Source organism: Mycobacterium paraffinicum (assembly GCF_001907675.1).
Taxonomy (GTDB): domain Bacteria; phylum Actinomycetota; class Actinomycetes; order Mycobacteriales; family Mycobacteriaceae; genus Mycobacterium; species Mycobacterium paraffinicum_A.
In genome coordinates, this window is the sequence record NZ_MPNT01000015.1 from 94429 (window position 1) to 109640 (window position 15212).

General features: G+C 67.2%; 14 protein-coding genes. 3 read left to right on the forward strand and 11 right to left on the reverse strand.

The window, feature by feature from the left end:
* Position 1 precedes the first annotated feature (1 nt).
* From BRW65_RS17530 to BRW65_RS17560, 7 genes are all read right to left on the reverse strand, one after another.
* Positions 2-2419: a CaiB/BaiF CoA-transferase family protein gene (locus BRW65_RS17530; protein ID WP_073876741.1), complete on the reverse strand. Its 2418-nt coding sequence runs from the start codon at positions 2417-2419 to the stop codon at positions 2-4.
* A 70-nt stretch (positions 2420-2489) separates the two neighbouring features.
* Entirely contained in the window at positions 2490-3608 is a 1119-nt protein-coding gene (locus BRW65_RS17535; RefSeq protein ID WP_073876743.1) for a M24 family metallopeptidase, read from the reverse strand.
* Positions 3598-4839 carry a M24 family metallopeptidase gene (locus BRW65_RS17540; protein WP_073876745.1) on the reverse strand — a complete coding sequence of 414 codons (1242 nt, stop codon included), beginning with the start codon at positions 4837-4839 and terminating at the stop codon, positions 3598-3600. The genes BRW65_RS17535 and BRW65_RS17540 overlap by 11 nt, the downstream gene beginning before the upstream one ends.
* A gap of 8 nt (positions 4840-4847) precedes the next feature.
* Positions 4848-5909, reverse strand: coding sequence for an amidohydrolase family protein (locus BRW65_RS17545; protein ID WP_208611849.1), 1062 nt, complete (start codon positions 5907-5909; stop codon positions 4848-4850).
* A gap of 159 nt (positions 5910-6068) precedes the next feature.
* Complete coding sequence (locus BRW65_RS17550) at positions 6069-7316, reverse strand: cytochrome P450 (protein ID WP_073876747.1); 1248 nt, start codon at positions 7314-7316, stop codon at positions 6069-6071.
* A gap of 1 nt (position 7317) precedes the next feature.
* Positions 7318-7512 (reverse strand): ferredoxin, encoded by a 195-nt coding sequence (locus BRW65_RS17555; RefSeq protein WP_073876827.1) that lies wholly within the window; start codon positions 7510-7512, stop codon positions 7318-7320.
* A gap of 11 nt (positions 7513-7523) precedes the next feature.
* Positions 7524-8189 (reverse strand): TetR family transcriptional regulator, encoded by a 666-nt coding sequence (locus tag BRW65_RS17560; protein WP_073876749.1) that lies wholly within the window; start codon positions 8187-8189, stop codon positions 7524-7526.
* A gap of 195 nt (positions 8190-8384) precedes the next feature.
* On the opposite strand from BRW65_RS17560, the gene BRW65_RS17565 reads away from it, so the two are divergent.
* Positions 8385-9029, forward strand: a complete 645-nt coding sequence (locus tag BRW65_RS17565) for a PAS domain-containing protein (protein ID WP_073876750.1) — start codon at positions 8385-8387, stop codon at positions 9027-9029.
* Between the two features lie 9 nt (positions 9030-9038).
* Here BRW65_RS17565 and BRW65_RS17570 read toward each other — a convergent pair whose 3' ends face one another.
* Positions 9039-9845 (reverse strand): SDR family NAD(P)-dependent oxidoreductase, encoded by an 807-nt coding sequence (locus tag BRW65_RS17570; protein WP_073876753.1) that lies wholly within the window; start codon positions 9843-9845, stop codon positions 9039-9041.
* Between the two features lie 148 nt (positions 9846-9993).
* Between BRW65_RS17570 and BRW65_RS17575 the strand changes: the two genes are divergently transcribed.
* A complete protein-coding gene (locus BRW65_RS17575) occupies positions 9994-10761 on the forward strand; it encodes an SDR family oxidoreductase (protein ID WP_073876755.1) in 768 nt (255 codons plus the stop codon).
* Between the two features lie 156 nt (positions 10762-10917).
* The gene (locus BRW65_RS17580; RefSeq protein WP_073876757.1) at positions 10918-12552 is read left to right on the forward strand and encodes a multicopper oxidase family protein; all 1635 of its coding nucleotides are present in this window, start codon (positions 10918-10920) and stop codon (positions 12550-12552) included.
* Here the strand turns inward: BRW65_RS17580 and BRW65_RS17585 are convergent.
* The 3 genes from BRW65_RS17585 to BRW65_RS17595 are packed head-to-tail and all read right to left on the reverse strand — an operon-like array spanning position 12549 to position 15186.
* Positions 12549-13373 (reverse strand): alpha/beta fold hydrolase, encoded by an 825-nt coding sequence (locus BRW65_RS17585; RefSeq protein WP_073876758.1) that lies wholly within the window; start codon positions 13371-13373, stop codon positions 12549-12551. The two genes, BRW65_RS17580 and BRW65_RS17585, sit on opposite strands and share 4 nt — an antisense overlap.
* The gene (locus BRW65_RS17590; RefSeq protein WP_073876760.1) at positions 13373-14365 is read right to left on the reverse strand and encodes a cyclase family protein; all 993 of its coding nucleotides are present in this window, start codon (positions 14363-14365) and stop codon (positions 13373-13375) included. Before BRW65_RS17590 ends, BRW65_RS17585 begins: the two co-directional genes overlap by 1 nt.
* Positions 14362-15186 (reverse strand): coniferyl-alcohol dehydrogenase, encoded by an 825-nt coding sequence (locus BRW65_RS17595; protein WP_073876761.1) that lies wholly within the window; start codon positions 15184-15186, stop codon positions 14362-14364. Before BRW65_RS17595 ends, BRW65_RS17590 begins: the two co-directional genes overlap by 4 nt.
* Positions 15187-15212 lie beyond the last annotated feature (26 nt).

Genomic DNA, 15212 nt, shown 5'->3' on the forward strand with positions numbered 1-15212 from the left:
GTCACATCGCCGGCGCGTGGCCGATAACCCCGTCGGCTTCCAGCTCGGCGATCTCCGCGTCGCTCAAGCCGAGTTCGGCCAGCAACTCGTGGTTGTGCTGCCCCAGCAGCGGCGCGTGCTGGGTGTGGAACTTCGCCGGCCCGGCGGACGACCTCATCGGCACGGTGCTGAGCCTAGCGGGGCCATTGACCGGGTGGTCGACTTCCTCGAAGAACCCGCGAAACGTCAGCTGTTCCAGTTCGGTCTGGCGGTGCGGTTGCATGACCTTGGCCACCGGAACGCCGGTGTCCCAGAGCGCGGCGACGATCTCGTCAGCGCCGCGGCTTGCACACCACGCGGACAACCGCGCGTCGATGAGGTCGTGGCGCGCCTTCCGCCCGCTTGCGGTGGCCAGCTTGGGATCCGTTGCCCACGTGGGTGACCCGATCGCCGCGCACAGGCTCTTCCACTGCTCATCGGTGGTCACGGCGATCGCCACCCAGGTGTCGGGCAGGCCGAACTCGTCGATGTCGGCGCTCCGGTAGAGGTTTTGCGGCGCCGCCTTCGGCCCCCGGTTGCCCTCGCGTTCCAACAGCGCTCCGTACGCGGAGTATTCGATGAGCTGCTCGGCGGCGATGCTGAGCGCGGCGTCGACCATCGACGCTTCGACGAACACGCCTTCGCCGGTGCGCCGGCGGTGCGCGAGCGCCAGCAACAGCGCATTCGCGGCGTGCATGCCCGCATTGGGGTCACCGACCGAATAGGGGTCGTACGGCGTGCGGTCGGCGTATCCGGTCAGCCAGGTCACTCCGGACGCCGCCTCGATGACATACGCGAATGCCGGGTTGTCGCGCCATGGCCCGTCCAGGCCGAACCCCGGCATCCGTACCAGCACGGCGTCAGGCTTGATGGCCTGCAGCGCAGCGAAATCCAACCCCATCTGGTCGAGGACGCGGGGCGTGAAGTTTTCCACGACCACGTCGCAGGTCGCGATGAGCCGACGCAACAGCTCCCGGCCGCGCGGGCTCTGCAGGTCCAGGGTCAGGTCTTTCTTGTTCGTGTTGAGCGCCGCGAAAATCGGTGACTTCTCCCACCACTGGGTTTCGGTGACGGGCACGCCGGCGATGAGCCGGCTCCCGTCGGGGTGGCGGGCGGACTCCACGTGGATCACCTCGGCGCCCAGCATCGCCAGGAAATGGGTGCAGCACGGACCGGCCCAAAACGTCGTCATGTCGACCACCCGAAGCCCGTTGAGGGGCAGCGGGTTCGCGGGCCGGCTCGGTCGGGGACGAAGGGGTAGGTCCGCGGTCCGGTACCGCGCCGTGTGCTCCCCCAGCCGCGGCGCCGGCCGCGGTGGGCGCAGCGGCGGGGGCCGCATTCGGTAGGGGTGACCCGGCTGCGTGAACCGGTCGCCGGGATTGCGCACAAACGAACCGCGTTCGCGGAAATGATCGAGAGTTTCGATGTTGGCGCCGTTGGCGACCGGAGCGTTCGGTATCCGAAACGCCGTCGTGAGTTCTCGGATCTCGTCGACCGTGTGGTCTTCGAACCACGCGTAGATCTCGTCGGCCTTGAGGTTGGCCCGCTCGGTGATCGTCAGATCCGCGTCCTCGTCGATCCATTCCGGACGGCCGATCATCGCGCACAAGTCGAACCACTGTTGCGCGGTCCCGCAGCCGACGTCCACCAGCCCGTCCTTGGCGCGCGTGACGCCCGGGACCGTAAGGCGCCGCGCGTCCCGCCACGGCCGCCCTAGCATCTCGAAATAGGTGACGGGATAGTAAGTCAGCGAGAGTATTTGGACCTCCAGCATCGACAGGTCCAGGATTTCACCCGCGCCGCCACCGGTTCGGCCGTATCGCGATGCCAGCATCGCCGCGCTCGCATAGACACCGGACAGATACTCGCCGACTTGTCCGCCCACGAACACCGGTGCGCGGTCCGCCTCGCCGCGCCCCAGGCCGACGATGCCGCCCGACCATGCCTGCAGCGTGAATTCGGTGGCCGCACGATCGTGCCAGGGGCCGGCTAGCCCGAAGGGCGTGATCGACACGACGGTGAGGTGCGGATGGCGGCGGTGAATCGACGCGGGCGAAAAGCAGTCGTGGTCAGCAATTTTCGAGCCGCCGGACCATACCACCGCATCGGCGGCCGAGAGCAGCCTGTCTACCAGATTGACGTCGTCCTCGATACCCGGATGCGCGACGACGCTGTGCTTTGATCCGGCCAGAAAGTCGAACAACGCCCCGTCGACACCGGGCGGTAGGTCGGCGCCGGACGCGGACCATGACCGCAGCGGATCGCCCTCCGGGGCCTCGACTTTGACGACGTCGGCTCCGCCGTCGGTGAGCAACTTGGTGCAGTAGGCCCCCGCTATTCCCGTGGATAGGTCGACCACGGTATAGCCGGTCAACGGTGGTTCGACGGTGGGTTCCGCCACTACCGCTTCCGCTCTCGATCGGGGTACCTGATGATCTCCTCGGCCGGCGGTTTGAACCTGGCGGACATGGCTATTCGTGCCACGACGGGCTGGACGTCAGCACCTCGGGTCCGTCGGCGGAGATCAATACCGCTTCCCGCCCGAAGACGGCGCCGGTCCCCTGCTCCCAGACGTAGCCCGTCACGGCGAGCACCATGCCCGGCTCCAGCCGTTCCCCGGCCGCGGTCGCCGGCAGGTGTTGCGTGACCACCGGCGGGTCAAAGCCCATGCCCAGCCCGCGGGTCACCGGCATCGGCGGCGCCGCTTCCCCCGCGGCCTGGTAGGCGCCGAGCAATTCGCTTGCTCCGGCCCCGGGTTGGCATGCGGCAAACAGTCTGTCCCACAGCCTGTCCCAGCGTTGATACAGCGCGGCGGCACCGCGTCCCTGGCCGGCCGGCCAGGTGCGTCCTACCTCGCCGACGTAGCCGCCGGCCAGCACACCGACCGAGAACGCCACCAAGTCACCGTCTTTGACGTGGCCGTCACCAGTCGCCCGTCGCCACGGATGATCGCGTGAGGTCACCCAGGCGACGTCCTGGTTCGACGGGGTGCTCACCCCGCCGGCCGCGACGGCCTCGAGCAACACACCGGCCAGCGCCTGTTCGGTCACTCCGGGACGCAGTTCGGACACGGCGGCGGCCAAGCCCAACTCGGCGACCGCGATCGCCTCCCGCAACGAAACCAGTTCCTCGGCCGTCTTGATGCGCCGGGCGGCGCGCATGGCCAGCTCACCGTCGACGAGTTCCGCGTTGGGAAACGCCGTCGGCAGCAGCTGCGCGAATACCGGTGATATCGCATCGGTCCCGACGCGCCGGGCGGCAGCCGCCCCGTCGATGCGTTGCAGCGCCGACACGGTGTTCATCGGGTTCCACGAGATGCCGTACAGGTTCTCGTGCGGGATGTCGTCGGGAACCCCCTCGTCCCAGGTGCTGAGCAGGTGGATCGCGCCGGTCGCGCGCACCAGCACACACGTCGGGCCGAACGGCCGGGTGCCGGCGACCCACAACTGCGGTGCGCCGGTGACATAGCGGACGTTGGCTTGGCGGCCGAGGACCAGGACGTCGAGGTCGTGCGCCGCCATCTGGTCCAGCACCCGCTGGCGGCGACCCGAGCGCAGCGCGCGGTCGTCAGGCAGGACTTCAGTTCCCATAGGGGTCATAGGGGTAGTCGGTCAATCGGATCCAGCCCTCCTCGGTGATCACCAACACCTCTTCGCTGCGGTAACCGCCGGTGCCGTCCTCCCACACCACGGGCTCCAAGACCAGCACCATGCCGGCCTGCAGGACGAAGTTCGCGTCGAATTCGGCGCCGAGATCGGTTCCGATCATGGGCATTTCGGCGGCATTCACGCCGATCCCGTGGCCCAGATAGAAGTGCGGCAGCCACGGCCTGCTTCCGCCGTTGGCCTCGATAGCGGCGCGCCCCAGATCCGCCGCCGTGGCGCCCGCTTTGGCGACGCCGAGGATAGCGGTCATGATCTCGAACCACCGGTCGAACTGCGCCCGCTGGCGTGGCGTCGGATCCTTTCCGACGATCCAGGTGCGGCCGAAGTCCGAACAGTAACCGTGGTAGGTGATGCTGACGTCGGTCCACAGCACGTCGCCCTCGGCCAGCTCCCGCTCCGTGGTCAGCAGCGGCAACGCCAAGTCGCCATGCGTGGTCCACACCCCGTCGGCCTTGCTGGGCGGCATCACCTGCCAGATCGGTTCCAGCATGCTGGCGGTAGCGCCCAGCTCGAAGGCCCGCCGCAAGAAGCTCGCCGACAGCTCGATCTGCCGGATCCCCGGGGCCAACCGCTTGTGCACCTCGACCATCGCCTCGTCGGTGATCCGGATGGCGGTGCGCATGCACGACAATTCGTCCGGCGTCTTCACCGCCTTCGCGGCGCTAACGACAGCCGCGGCGTCAACGGGCGCACCGCCGGGAAACAATGACTTGGCGGCGCGCGACATGGCGCCCGTGCACTCGTCGACCGCGACCACCGCTCGGGCGGGGATCAGGTCGGCCAGCAGGCGCGCGAATTCTTCCACGCCCTCATCGAGTTCGAGATAGACCGGCCCGTGCACATGATCGGCGGGCAGGTCCGATTCCAGCGCGGCGCCCTCGCGGAACGGCAGGAACAAATGCGGCGACTCGTCCCCGGCGAGCACCACGGCGACCGGCCGCTCCACATAGGACAAACCGGCGTCACCGAGCGGCCAACTGGTGCCGGTCGCATACACCACCGCGCTGTTGCCCAGCAGGATCAGCGCGTCGACACCGCGCTCGGCCATCGCCGAGCGCAGCCGGGTTCCGGTCTCGCGGCGCATGCGGCCCAGGTCGGGCGTCTCGGGGATCACCAGGCTGCTGGTGCCCGCGCCCGCTTGCGCGAACGTCGTCATCAGGTCCCCTACAGGCCCAGAAATGTGGTGATGTTGCCGCTGACGATCTTCGCCGCGTCGGCGGGACCGACCGCGTCGACGACGGCGGCCAGCGACTTCTCGGAATACCCGTAGGTGCTTTCGTTGTGGGGGTAGTCGCTGGACCACATCACCTTGTCCACGCCGATCTTGTCGATCAGCTGCAGACCGAGCGGGTCGACCATGAACGACGCGCTCATGTGATTGTCCCAGTAGTACCGCACGTCATGCTGCAACGGGCGGTTGAACATGTGCTGGTAGGACGCGACGAGGTGCTCGGCGTCCTGCAGCGCCCACGGCACCCAGGCGATGCCGCCCTCGAACCAGCCGATCCGCAGGCCGGGATGATCGTCGAGGATTCCGCCAAAGATGTACTTGGCGAACGTCTCCCGAAAGCCGTCGATGTTGATCATCATCCCGACCACGACACTGTTGAACTCCGTCGGGCTTTTCGGCGGGGTCTCCCCGATGTGGTGGGTGACGGGAAGACCCGCTGCCTCGATCTCGTCCCACACCGAGCGCATCGAAGTGCTGGAGTAGTCGATCGGGTTGCCATCGTCGTCCTTGCCCGGGTTCAGTGGCATCAGAAAAGTCTTGAGCCCCAATGACTTCAGTTCGTCCAGTGTCCGACGAGTCCCCTGGGCGTCCCACCAGTTGATCAGGCCGGCGCCGTAGAAGTGGCCGCCCGAACGCTCCTGGAGCTCGGCGATGTACTCGTTGTAGATGCGGAAGGCCAGCTCGCGCAGCTTCTTGTCCGGGTAGTGAAAAAGCGCCAGGATCGCGTTGGGGAACGCCAGTTCTTTGTCGACGCCGTCGTCGTGCAGTTCCTGAATGCGGGCCTCGATGTTGGTGCTCGCCGCACCCGGAAGGTCGTCGTACTGCATCAGCACGGCGCTGAAGTCTCCCGGCAGGAACGACTGGCCCTTGCGGCCTAGCTGATACGCGCCGTCCTCGTACCAGATCCGCGGCGCCTTGTCCTTGAGATCATCCGGAAAGCGTTGGTAGAAAATGTCATCCGCCAGCGAAATGTGGTTGTCCGCGGAGAACACCACGGTTCCCGCTGGCAGGCCGACGTCCGCTCCCGAGGCGTGACCGCGGCGATCCTTCGGCGCTCCGAAGCCACCGGGCGGGTAAAGCGAAACGGTGCTTGTTTGAGTCGTCATCATTGACCCTCCATTCGGATCGGCGTTGTGAGCGTAGCGACCCGGGGGCTACCAGGTCACCGGTAGTTCGTAGACGCCGTAGGCGAGCCGGTCGTCTTTGAGGGGCACGTCGTCGACCGGGATGGCGAGTTCGAGCGTCGGGATGCGGCGGAACAGGGTGCGGTACACGATTTGCAGCTCGGCGCGGGCGAGTTGCTGTCCCACGCATTGATGTCGGCCGTACCCGAACGCGACGTTGCGGTCGGCCCCGGAGCGGTGCAGGTACAACCGGTCGGGCTCGGGGAAGGCGTGCGGATCCCAGTTGGCCGGGGCCAGGTCGATGATGATTCCTTCGCCGGCCCGGATCGTCTCCCCGGCGATGTGGATGTCTTCGAGCGCGACGCGTCGCTGACCGTTCTGAATGATGCTGAGGTAGCGCAACAATTCCTCGACCGCGCTGGCGATGACCTTGGGATCCTCGGCGTCGCGCAGCACCGCCAGCTGGTCCGGATTCACCAGCAGTGCGAGCACCCCGAGGCCGATCATGTTAGAGGTGGTCTCGTGCCCGGCGATCAACAACCCGGTGCCCAGCTGCGCCGCCTCTTTCACGCTCAGCTCGCCGGCCTTCACCCGCTCGGCGAGGTCGGACACCGCATCCTCAGCCGGATCGTCCATCTTGGCCTCGACCAGCTTGGCCAGATACCTGTTCAGGCTCATGGCGCCCTTGGCGGTGTCTTCACCCGTCGCGTACCGCGCAAGGCCGACGTTCGCGTGGTGCTGGAACATGTCGGCGTCCTCATAGGGAACCCCGAGGAGCTGGCTGATCACCAACGACGGGACGGGCAACGCCAACGCGGTGACCACATCGGCGGGCCGCGGTCCGGCCAGCATTGCGTCGATGTGGTCGTCGGTGATCCGCTGGATGGTCGGGCGCAGACCCTCAACGCGCTTGAACGTGAACGGTTTCGACAGCATGCGCCGGAACCGGGTGTGCTCTTCCCCGTCGGCGGTGAAGACCGAACGGGGCCGCTTGTGCACCGTGGACAACATGCCCGCGTTCCAGTGCGGAAAACCGGGTAGCCGGTCGTCAACGCTGACCCGCGCATCCGAAAACAGTTCGCGCACCTGGTCGTACCCGGTGATGAGCCACGGTGTGCTGCCGTCCCAGATCCGAACTCGGGACAGCGGCCGCGCCTCGGCCAGCGCCATGACGCCCGGCGGCGGGGCGAACGGACAGCCCGCTCGCCTCGGCATCGGATAATCGGGGATCTCGGAGGCCGCCTGGGCCGCGGACGTGTTTGTCAGCGCTTCCGACATGTCATTCCTCGATGTGGATGGCCAGCGCGGGGCAAGCCGCGGCCGCCCGCCGTGCGCCCTCGGCCTGATCGGGCGATGGACTGGGGTCGAGCAGAACCACGACGCCGTCGTCGTCGCGCTGGTCGAACACCTCGGGCGCATTGAGCACGCAGTTCCCCGACGACGCGCAGACGTCTTGGTCGACAGTCACTTTCATCTGCAGACCTTTCACTCGTACGGCGTGACGGGCGCCAGCCACATGCCCACGATCGCGTCGATGAGGCCCGACGCCGCGGCCCGCCACGAGCGGTGGGGCGGCGAAGCGCCCGCGGCAAGGGCGCGTTCCCGGTCGGCGCACGTGTGCATCAACAGGTTGCGGGCCATGATGTTTCGTTCGAAGTGCACATCGGCAGGCAGGTCCGGCAGGCAGCGGTTGATGCCCTCGACGACCTGAACCAGGGACGGTGAACTCAAAGCGCCCTTGACGATGATGTTGTAGTACGCGGGATCGGTCATCGCCTGTGCCGCGAACCGCGCATACCAGGTGGGATTGCCGAGCTCCTCCAGGTGATCGGTGAGCGGGCGCACCAGGCAGGCCACCCAATCCCTCATATCGGGGGATTCCTTCGAGTCGTGCAGCTCGGCCACCATCTGCTCGCGCAACTGTTCGACCGGCCGGCGGTGTTTGTGTTCGATCGCCCGAACCAGGTCGGCCTTGGTGCCGAAGTGGTAGCCCACCGCGGCATTGTTGCCCTGACCGGCGGCCTCGCTCACCTGCCGGTTCGACACCGCGAACATGCCGTGCTCGGCGTACAACCGCTCGGCCGCAACCAGGATCGCTTCCTGGGTGGAACTGGCCCGCTCGGTGCGCACGGCCCGGCCGAGAGTAGTCACCCGAACAGTCAACCGCGGGTCGGCGATTAAGTCAAGCGATTGATTTAATTTGCGCTGGTGTCGTCCTTCGGTGCCACATGGCGGACAGCCGGTGACAAAGGTCCCTCGTCCGAGTCGGCCCACGTGGGTCACGATGGCTTCTTGCGCGGCGGCGACGTGGCGGTGTCCGGACGGTGAACCATTGCGGGGGTAGGCATGTTGTCAGCCAGCCGGATCTCGGCGATCGAGGAATCCGCCTGGTTCCAATCGAAGTGGTCGCCGTACCTGTTGGCCGACGCCGACTTGCGGATCCGCGCGGTGAACTCGGCATGCGAACGCGTGACGGGGCATCCGCGCGAAGACATGCTGGGCCACCCGCTGTTCGACGTCTTCCCGGACAACCCGGCCGATCCCGAAGCAGACGGCGTGGCCAACGTGTCCGCGTCGCTGGAGTTGGTTTTCCGCCGGGGGGTCCGGCACTGGATGGGGGTCCAGCGCTACGACCTCCCCGACCGGCGAAACCCGGGCGCGTTCGTCTACAGGGTCTGGACGCCGATGAACGACCCGATCAAGGAAGGCAAGAAGACCGTCGCCGTGCTGCAGCACGCCCAGGACGTCACCCGCGTCGTACCCCCGACGCCGGAGGAGCACGCATATCCGAAACTCTTCGAGTTGAGGAGGGCGGCCGAGGTGCTTGGGCGCCAGTTTCCCGACCTCCCCAGCGAAGCGGTGCTCGGCGTCCTGACACACTCGCACAGCGTGATCACGGAAAGCGCTGGCGCCGAAGATCTTGAGCGCGCGCAGGCGCTGGCCAGGCTACGGCTGGAAACCCACGCCGGACATCCCGCTCAAGAACCTTGACGCGGTCCCTCACTCGCCCTTGCGGGGGCGAATGACCTTGCCGGCGGATGTCCCCCCGTCTACCGGCAGCACGGTCCCGGTGACATAGCGCGACCGGTCGCTGGCGAAGTACAACGCCGCCTCGGCGACGTCGTCGGGCGTGCCCTCCCGCTTGAGTGGCCGGTCGTCACGCATCCCTTGCCGAATCCTCGCCTCGAACCGGGCCAGCTCATCCGGGTCCACGTCGACCGCCGACGACGCCAGGATCGGCGTGGGGATGCTGCCGGGGGCAATCGCGTTGACTCGAATCTCGTGGCGCGCCAACTCGATTGCCGCCGACTTGGTGAACTGGATGACCGCGGCCTTCGAGGCGCGGTAGACCATCACCCCGCCGCCCGCCTGGATTCCGCCGATCGACGTCAGGTTGATGATCGATCCGCCGCCGCTTTGGGCCATGTGGCGGGCGGCATCCCGGGTGCCGGCCATCACCCCCAGGACGTTGACCCCCATCACCCGGTGGAAATCGGCCAGGTCGTCGTCGAGCAATCGGCGCAGGGGGCTGGAAATTCCGGCGTTGTTGACCATCACGTGCAGCCCGCCGAATGTCTCGACGGTGGCCGAGACCAACGCCCCGACCTGTTCGGGATCGGAGACGTCCGTACGCCGAAACAGCGCCTCGGGGCCCAATGTGGCGGCCAGCTTCTCGCCCCGGTCCGCCTCGATGTCGGCGATGACGACCCGCGCCCCCTCGGTCGCAAACCGTTCCGCTATTCCGCGACCGATGCCGGACGCGGCGCCGGTGACGATCGCAACCTTGCCAGCCAATTCGTTGACCACCCGACGAGTTAATCCGCGTCGGCCGGGTTAAGTCAAGCAGTTGATTTAAGCACAGGGCGGGGGTCGATGGGCCCCAAGGGTTCCGCTTGCCCCGTGCGCACGCCATGCTGAGTGGGCCAGTGCATCCGGAGACTCGGGAGGATGGCTCATGAGGGTTCTGGTCGTCGGGGGCAGCGGACTCATCGGATCGCAGGTTGTCGCCCAGCTCACCGAGCTGGGACACGAGGCGATCCCCGCCTCGCCCAGGTCGGGGGTCAACACTGTCACCGGCGAAGGCCTCGCCGAGGCTCTTGCCGGTGTCGACACCGTTGTGGACGTCTCCAACTCACCGTCCTGGGCCGATGACGATGTGCTGAACTTCTTCACCACCTCCACCCGCAACCTCCTCGACGCGGAGCGGGCCGCCGGCGCCCAGCACCACGTCGCGCTCTCGATCGTGGGAGCCGACCGGACGGCCGAAAGCGGCTACATGCGGGCGAAAGTGGCTCAGGAAAAGGAGATAGTGGAAGCGGGATTTCCGTATTCGATCGTGCGGGCGACCCAGTTCTTCGAATTCGTTGGCGGCATTGCCGATTCGATGGCCGACGGCTCCACGGTCCGCGCCCCGCATGGCGCGTTCCAACCCATTGCCGCGTCGGACGTCGCCACGGCCGTGACCCACACGGCGACCGGTGACCCGCTCAACGGCGTAATCAATATCGCCGGCCCCGAGAAGCGGGGTATGGACGATTTCATCCGGGCCCGGTTTGCCGCGACCGGCGACGACCGCCAGGTGATTACCGACGACGGCGCCCGCTATTACGGTGCCGTGCTCGACGATCGCAGCATCGTCCCCGTCGACGGTGAAGACACGACGATATATCCGACCCGCTTCGAAGACTGGATGGCTTCCGCGGAGCAGAGCGACGCCCATTAGGAGACCAAGCGCGTCGAGATCGCCGTGAGGGCTGGGCTTGCCTTCGATGGCACGACCCGGCGGCAAACTCGACACCACCGCATCGGTAGTTGCGCTGAGCCCCGCGGCCGAGCACGGTATAAGACGCCGGAGATCGATGACGACGAGGAGCGATCAATGCCTGTGCGACCCACAAGCGGCGCCCCCGTGGCGGAAACCCGGCTCAGCAGGCGAGGATTCATCGCCGCCGGCATCGCCGGCGGGTTCGCGCTCGCGGCATGCAGTCAATCCAAGCCCGCGCTGACGGGCAATGCGCAGATGGCCGCCGCCATCGACGCCGCCGAGGCGGCCAGGCCGCACAGTGGCCGCACCGTCACGGCCAGCCTGACCGCCCAGCAGGTCCAGGTCGATATCGGCGGCCCCGTTGTCCGCACGCTGGCCTACGGCAACTCGATCCCCGGGGCACCGATCCGGGCGCGCATCGGTGACGAGCTGGTGGTGACCGTGTCGAACCGGCTCGACCACCCGACGTCGGTGCACTGGCACGGCATCGCGCTGCGCAACGACATGGACGGTGCCGCACCCGCGAGCCCGAACATCTCCGCCGGCCAGGACTTCACCTACCGCTTCTCCGTCCCGAATGCCGGCACCTACTGGGCCCACCCGCACACCGGCGGCCTGGACGCCGACACGGGACTGTACCTGCCGGTCATCGTCGACGACCCGAGCGAGGGCAATTACGACGTCGAATGGATCGTCGTTCTCGATGACTGGACCGACGGCCTCGGCAAGTCGCCGCAGCAGCTCTACACCGAGCTGACCAACCCGAACAAACCCACCGCACCAAGCCCGCCCGAAACGACGACGACGACGCCGACCACTTCGACGACCTCGACGACGAGCGAGACCTCGACGACGTCCTCGACGAGTGAGACCTCGGCAACGCCGACCAGCTCGACGAGCCCGCCGTCCCCGACGTCACGGGGAAGCGTCGGCCGAAGCGATCTGCTCGGCGGCGACGCCGGGGACATCGCCTACCCCTACTACCTGATCAACGGCCGAATCCCGGCCGCCCCCATGACGTTCAACGCGAAGCCGGGACAGCGCATCCGGATCCGCTTCATCAACACCGGCTCCGACACCACATTCCGCGTCGCGCTGGCCGGCCATTCGATGACGGTCACCCACACCGACGGCTACCCCGTGGTGCCTACCCAGGTCGACGCGCTGCTGATTGGGATGGCCGAGCGCTACGACGTCATTGTGACCGCCGCCGACGGCGTATTCCCCTTGGTTGCACTCGCGGAGGGGAAGAACGCTCTGGCGCGCACGCTGCTGTCCACCGGGGCGGGCACCCCGCCCGACCCCGGATTCCAACCGGCCGAACTCAACCGGCGGGTGGGCACGGTGGAGATGTTCACGGCCACAACGCCGGTGAATCTGGGCCGGCCGCAGCCGGGCCTGAACCTCCCGGTGGTGTTGGGCGGCAATATGGTCCAATACAACTGGACCATCAACGGAAAGCCTTACAGCGACACCGAACCGTTGCACGTCCGGCAGGGGGAACGCCCCACGATCACGTTCGACAACACCACGATCATGTACCACCCGATTCACCTGCACGGCCACACGTTTCAACTGATCAAGTCCGACGGCAGCCCCGGTCCCCGTAAGGACACCCTGATGGTGCTGCCCAAGCAGAAGCTGCTCGCCGTGCTGGTGGCCGACAATCCGGGCCTGTGGATGTTGCACTGCCACAACACCTATCACCAAGAGGCCGGGATGCAGACCCGGCTGGACTACGTTTTCTAGGCGTTCGAGGCGAGGAAGTCGAGCAGTAGCCGGTTCACCGTTGCCGACTGCTCGATCTGCGGGCAGTGGCCGGCCTTGTCGACCACGACCGAGCGGGCGCCGTCGACCTGCTTGGCGATTTCGGCGGCCCAGCCGGCCGGCAGCAGCTTGTCGTCTCCCCCCTCGACGACCAGTGTCGGCACGCTGATGCGCTGGTAGGCCCGTGCGCTCGACGGGGTCGGGGGACGCGACGAGCCCGGGCGGCGAAACCGGGCCGCCGCCACCGCCTCCCACGCCCCCGGCGCGGTGCTCGACTCGTGGCGCCGGCCCACGTATTCCTCGTCGGCGGGGTAACCGGGGTGGTGGAACAGGGCTTCGACGATGCGTCGCATGGCCGGGAGCGTCGCGTCGTATTCCTGCAGCGCCTCGAAGTGCTCGTTCTGCTGGATCTCTCCGCCCCCGCAGATGATCGCCAGGCTGCGGGCGGGCAGCAGCGGGGTGTCCGAGGTGGCGTCGGTGAGCAGGTTGATCGCGCCCATCGAGTTGCCGACGAAGTGCGCCGACCCGACGCCGAGCAGCTCGCAGAACCGCGCCACGTGCCGGATCCGCATCCCGCGCCCGTCGACGAAATCGATGACCTTCGCCGAGTCCCCGAATCCGAGCTGGTCCGGCGCCAGCACCCGGTACCTGTCGGCTAGCGCGGCGATGTTGCGTTCCCAGCCGAGTTCGGCGCTGGCACCGAATTCACCACCGTGCAGCAGTATCACCGGTTCGCCTTCGCCGGCCTCCAGATAGCCGGTCGGCAGGCCGTCGACCAGCATGCTCTTGCGCGCGAAGCCCATCACTTGATCGCGATCGGGTTGACCGGAGAGCCGACCGCCCCGACCACCCGCAGGGGCGGCGCAATCAGCTGGAATTCGTAGACGCCGTCGGCGGCGCAGTCCTCGGCCAGCGCGGTGAGGTCCCAGTATTCGCCGAATATCATGCCCATGTCGCGCAGGCAAAGCAGGTGCAGGGGGAAGGTGATGCCGTCGATTCCGGACACCACGTCTTCGACCTGAAGGTTGTCGGCGGCGACGGCGGCGATCTCGTGATCGTGCAGCCACTGGGCGCATCGCCAGTCCAGCCCTGAGTAGCCTTCCGCTTTGTTTCCGGTCATCAAAAACCTTGTCCACCAGCCGGTCCGGATGAGCACGATGTCGCCTCGCCCGATGGTCACGCCCTGGGCGCGGACGACGTCGTCGAGTTCCTCCGGCGAGATCGGGTTCCCGGCTTCCAGGAAGACCTCGGCGCCCCGGTGGCGAACCAGGTCCAGCAGCACACCGCGGGACGTGATGCCCTTGACGTCGACCTTGTCGATGCCGCAGTGGTAGGCGCCCATGCTGGTCACCGAATCGGCCGCGAAGCCGTTGTAGAGGTGATCGTCGTAGTAGACGTGCGACAGCGCATCCCACTGGCTTGCCGCCTGCAGCGGCATGATGATGATGTCGTCGTTGAAGCGGAACGGGTTGTCGGCGGTCATGTAGCCACTTAGCTGCTGGGCCAACGGATTACGGGGCCACTTGGGCCCGTACTTGGCCAGCGTGTGCACATCGCCACCGTCGATGGTCATGATGTGGACCGGGTTGTGCCGGAACTCGAACGCGCCCTGCGGACCCGAGGCGCCGAAGTCCACGCCGAGCGGAAACACCTTGCCGTGCCTGACCAGACTCGCGGCCTGGGCGACCTTGTCCGCGGTGATGAAATTCAACGTGCCGAGCTCGTCGTCGTCGCCCCACCGTCCCCAGTTGGAGACGTCACGCGCGGCCCGCCGGAAGTCAGTCAAATCGGTCACCGGGCTCCTTCCTGCCCTTGTAAGAGGTCGCGCGCGATCGCGGCGCCCACGTTGCCACCGTCGACCCAGACGATCTGCCCCGTGATGTAGCTGGCCGCAGCGCTATTCAAGAAGAGCAATACCGCGGCCTGCTCGCCGGGGTCGCAGACCCGGCCCAGCGGCTTGGGGATGTCGTCGAGGAAGGCCTGCCCGTACGCGGTGCGCAGCTGGTCGAGGATGGGGGTCTCGGTGACCCCCGGGCCCGTGCAGTTGATGCGGATGCCTTTGGCCCCCAGTGGCGTAGCGCTTCGCATGGTGTAGAAGATGATCGCCTCTTTGGACAGTTGGTAGCCGTTGCCGAGGATCCCGGGGTTGGCGTCGCACCAGTCGATGCCCTCCCGCATCGTCGCGGTATTCAGCAGGGGCGCCACCGCGGCCGCGTGTTCGCGATACGCGGCCGCGGCGAGCGAGGAGACGCTCGCGATCGACGATCCCGCGGTCATTTTGCCGACGAGCGCCTCGGTGAACTGCCGCAGGCCCAGGAAGTTGATCGTGGCGACCAGTGCGGGATCACCGATCCCGGACGAGACGCCGGCCACGTTGAAAAGCGCGTCGACCGGCCCGTCGATCGACGCCGTGGCGTCGTCGATCGAAGCCTGGTCGGCCAGGTTCACCTCGCGAAAGTCGTTGAGCCCGAAGTCGGGTCGGCGCTTGTCCAGGCCGACGACGTCGGCTCCGAGTTCGGTGAGTTGGCGAACCAGGTGTTCCCCGATGCCCGAGGCGCATCCGGTCACCACCGCGCGGCGGCCGTCGTAGCGCCAGAGCTCGTCGATCGATCCCAAGGCCGTCTCCCGATTCAGCGACCTTT

Bases quoted from the DNA above. Each gene is read 5' to 3' on its own strand.
- BRW65_RS17535 (WP_073876743.1), bottom strand. From the start codon at position 3,608: ATGGGAACTGAAGTCCTGCCTGACGACCGCGCGCTGCGCTCGGGTCGC.
- BRW65_RS17540 (WP_073876745.1), bottom strand. From the start codon at position 4,839: ATGACGACGTTCGCGCAAGCGGGCGCGGGCACCAGCAGCCTGGTGATC.
- BRW65_RS17550 (WP_073876747.1), bottom strand. From the start codon at position 7,316: ATGTCGGAAGCGCTGACAAACACGTCCGCGGCCCAGGCGGCCTCCGAG.
- BRW65_RS17555 (WP_073876827.1), bottom strand. From the start codon at position 7,512: ATGAAAGTGACTGTCGACCAAGACGTCTGCGCGTCGTCGGGGAACTGC.
- BRW65_RS17565 (WP_073876750.1), top strand. From the start codon at position 8,385: ATGTTGTCAGCCAGCCGGATCTCGGCGATCGAGGAATCCGCCTGGTTC.
- BRW65_RS17575 (WP_073876755.1), top strand. From the start codon at position 9,994: ATGAGGGTTCTGGTCGTCGGGGGCAGCGGACTCATCGGATCGCAGGTT.
- BRW65_RS17580 (WP_073876757.1), top strand. From the start codon at position 10,918: ATGCCTGTGCGACCCACAAGCGGCGCCCCCGTGGCGGAAACCCGGCTC.
- BRW65_RS17585 (WP_073876758.1), bottom strand. From the start codon at position 13,373: ATGGGCTTCGCGCGCAAGAGCATGCTGGTCGACGGCCTGCCGACCGGC.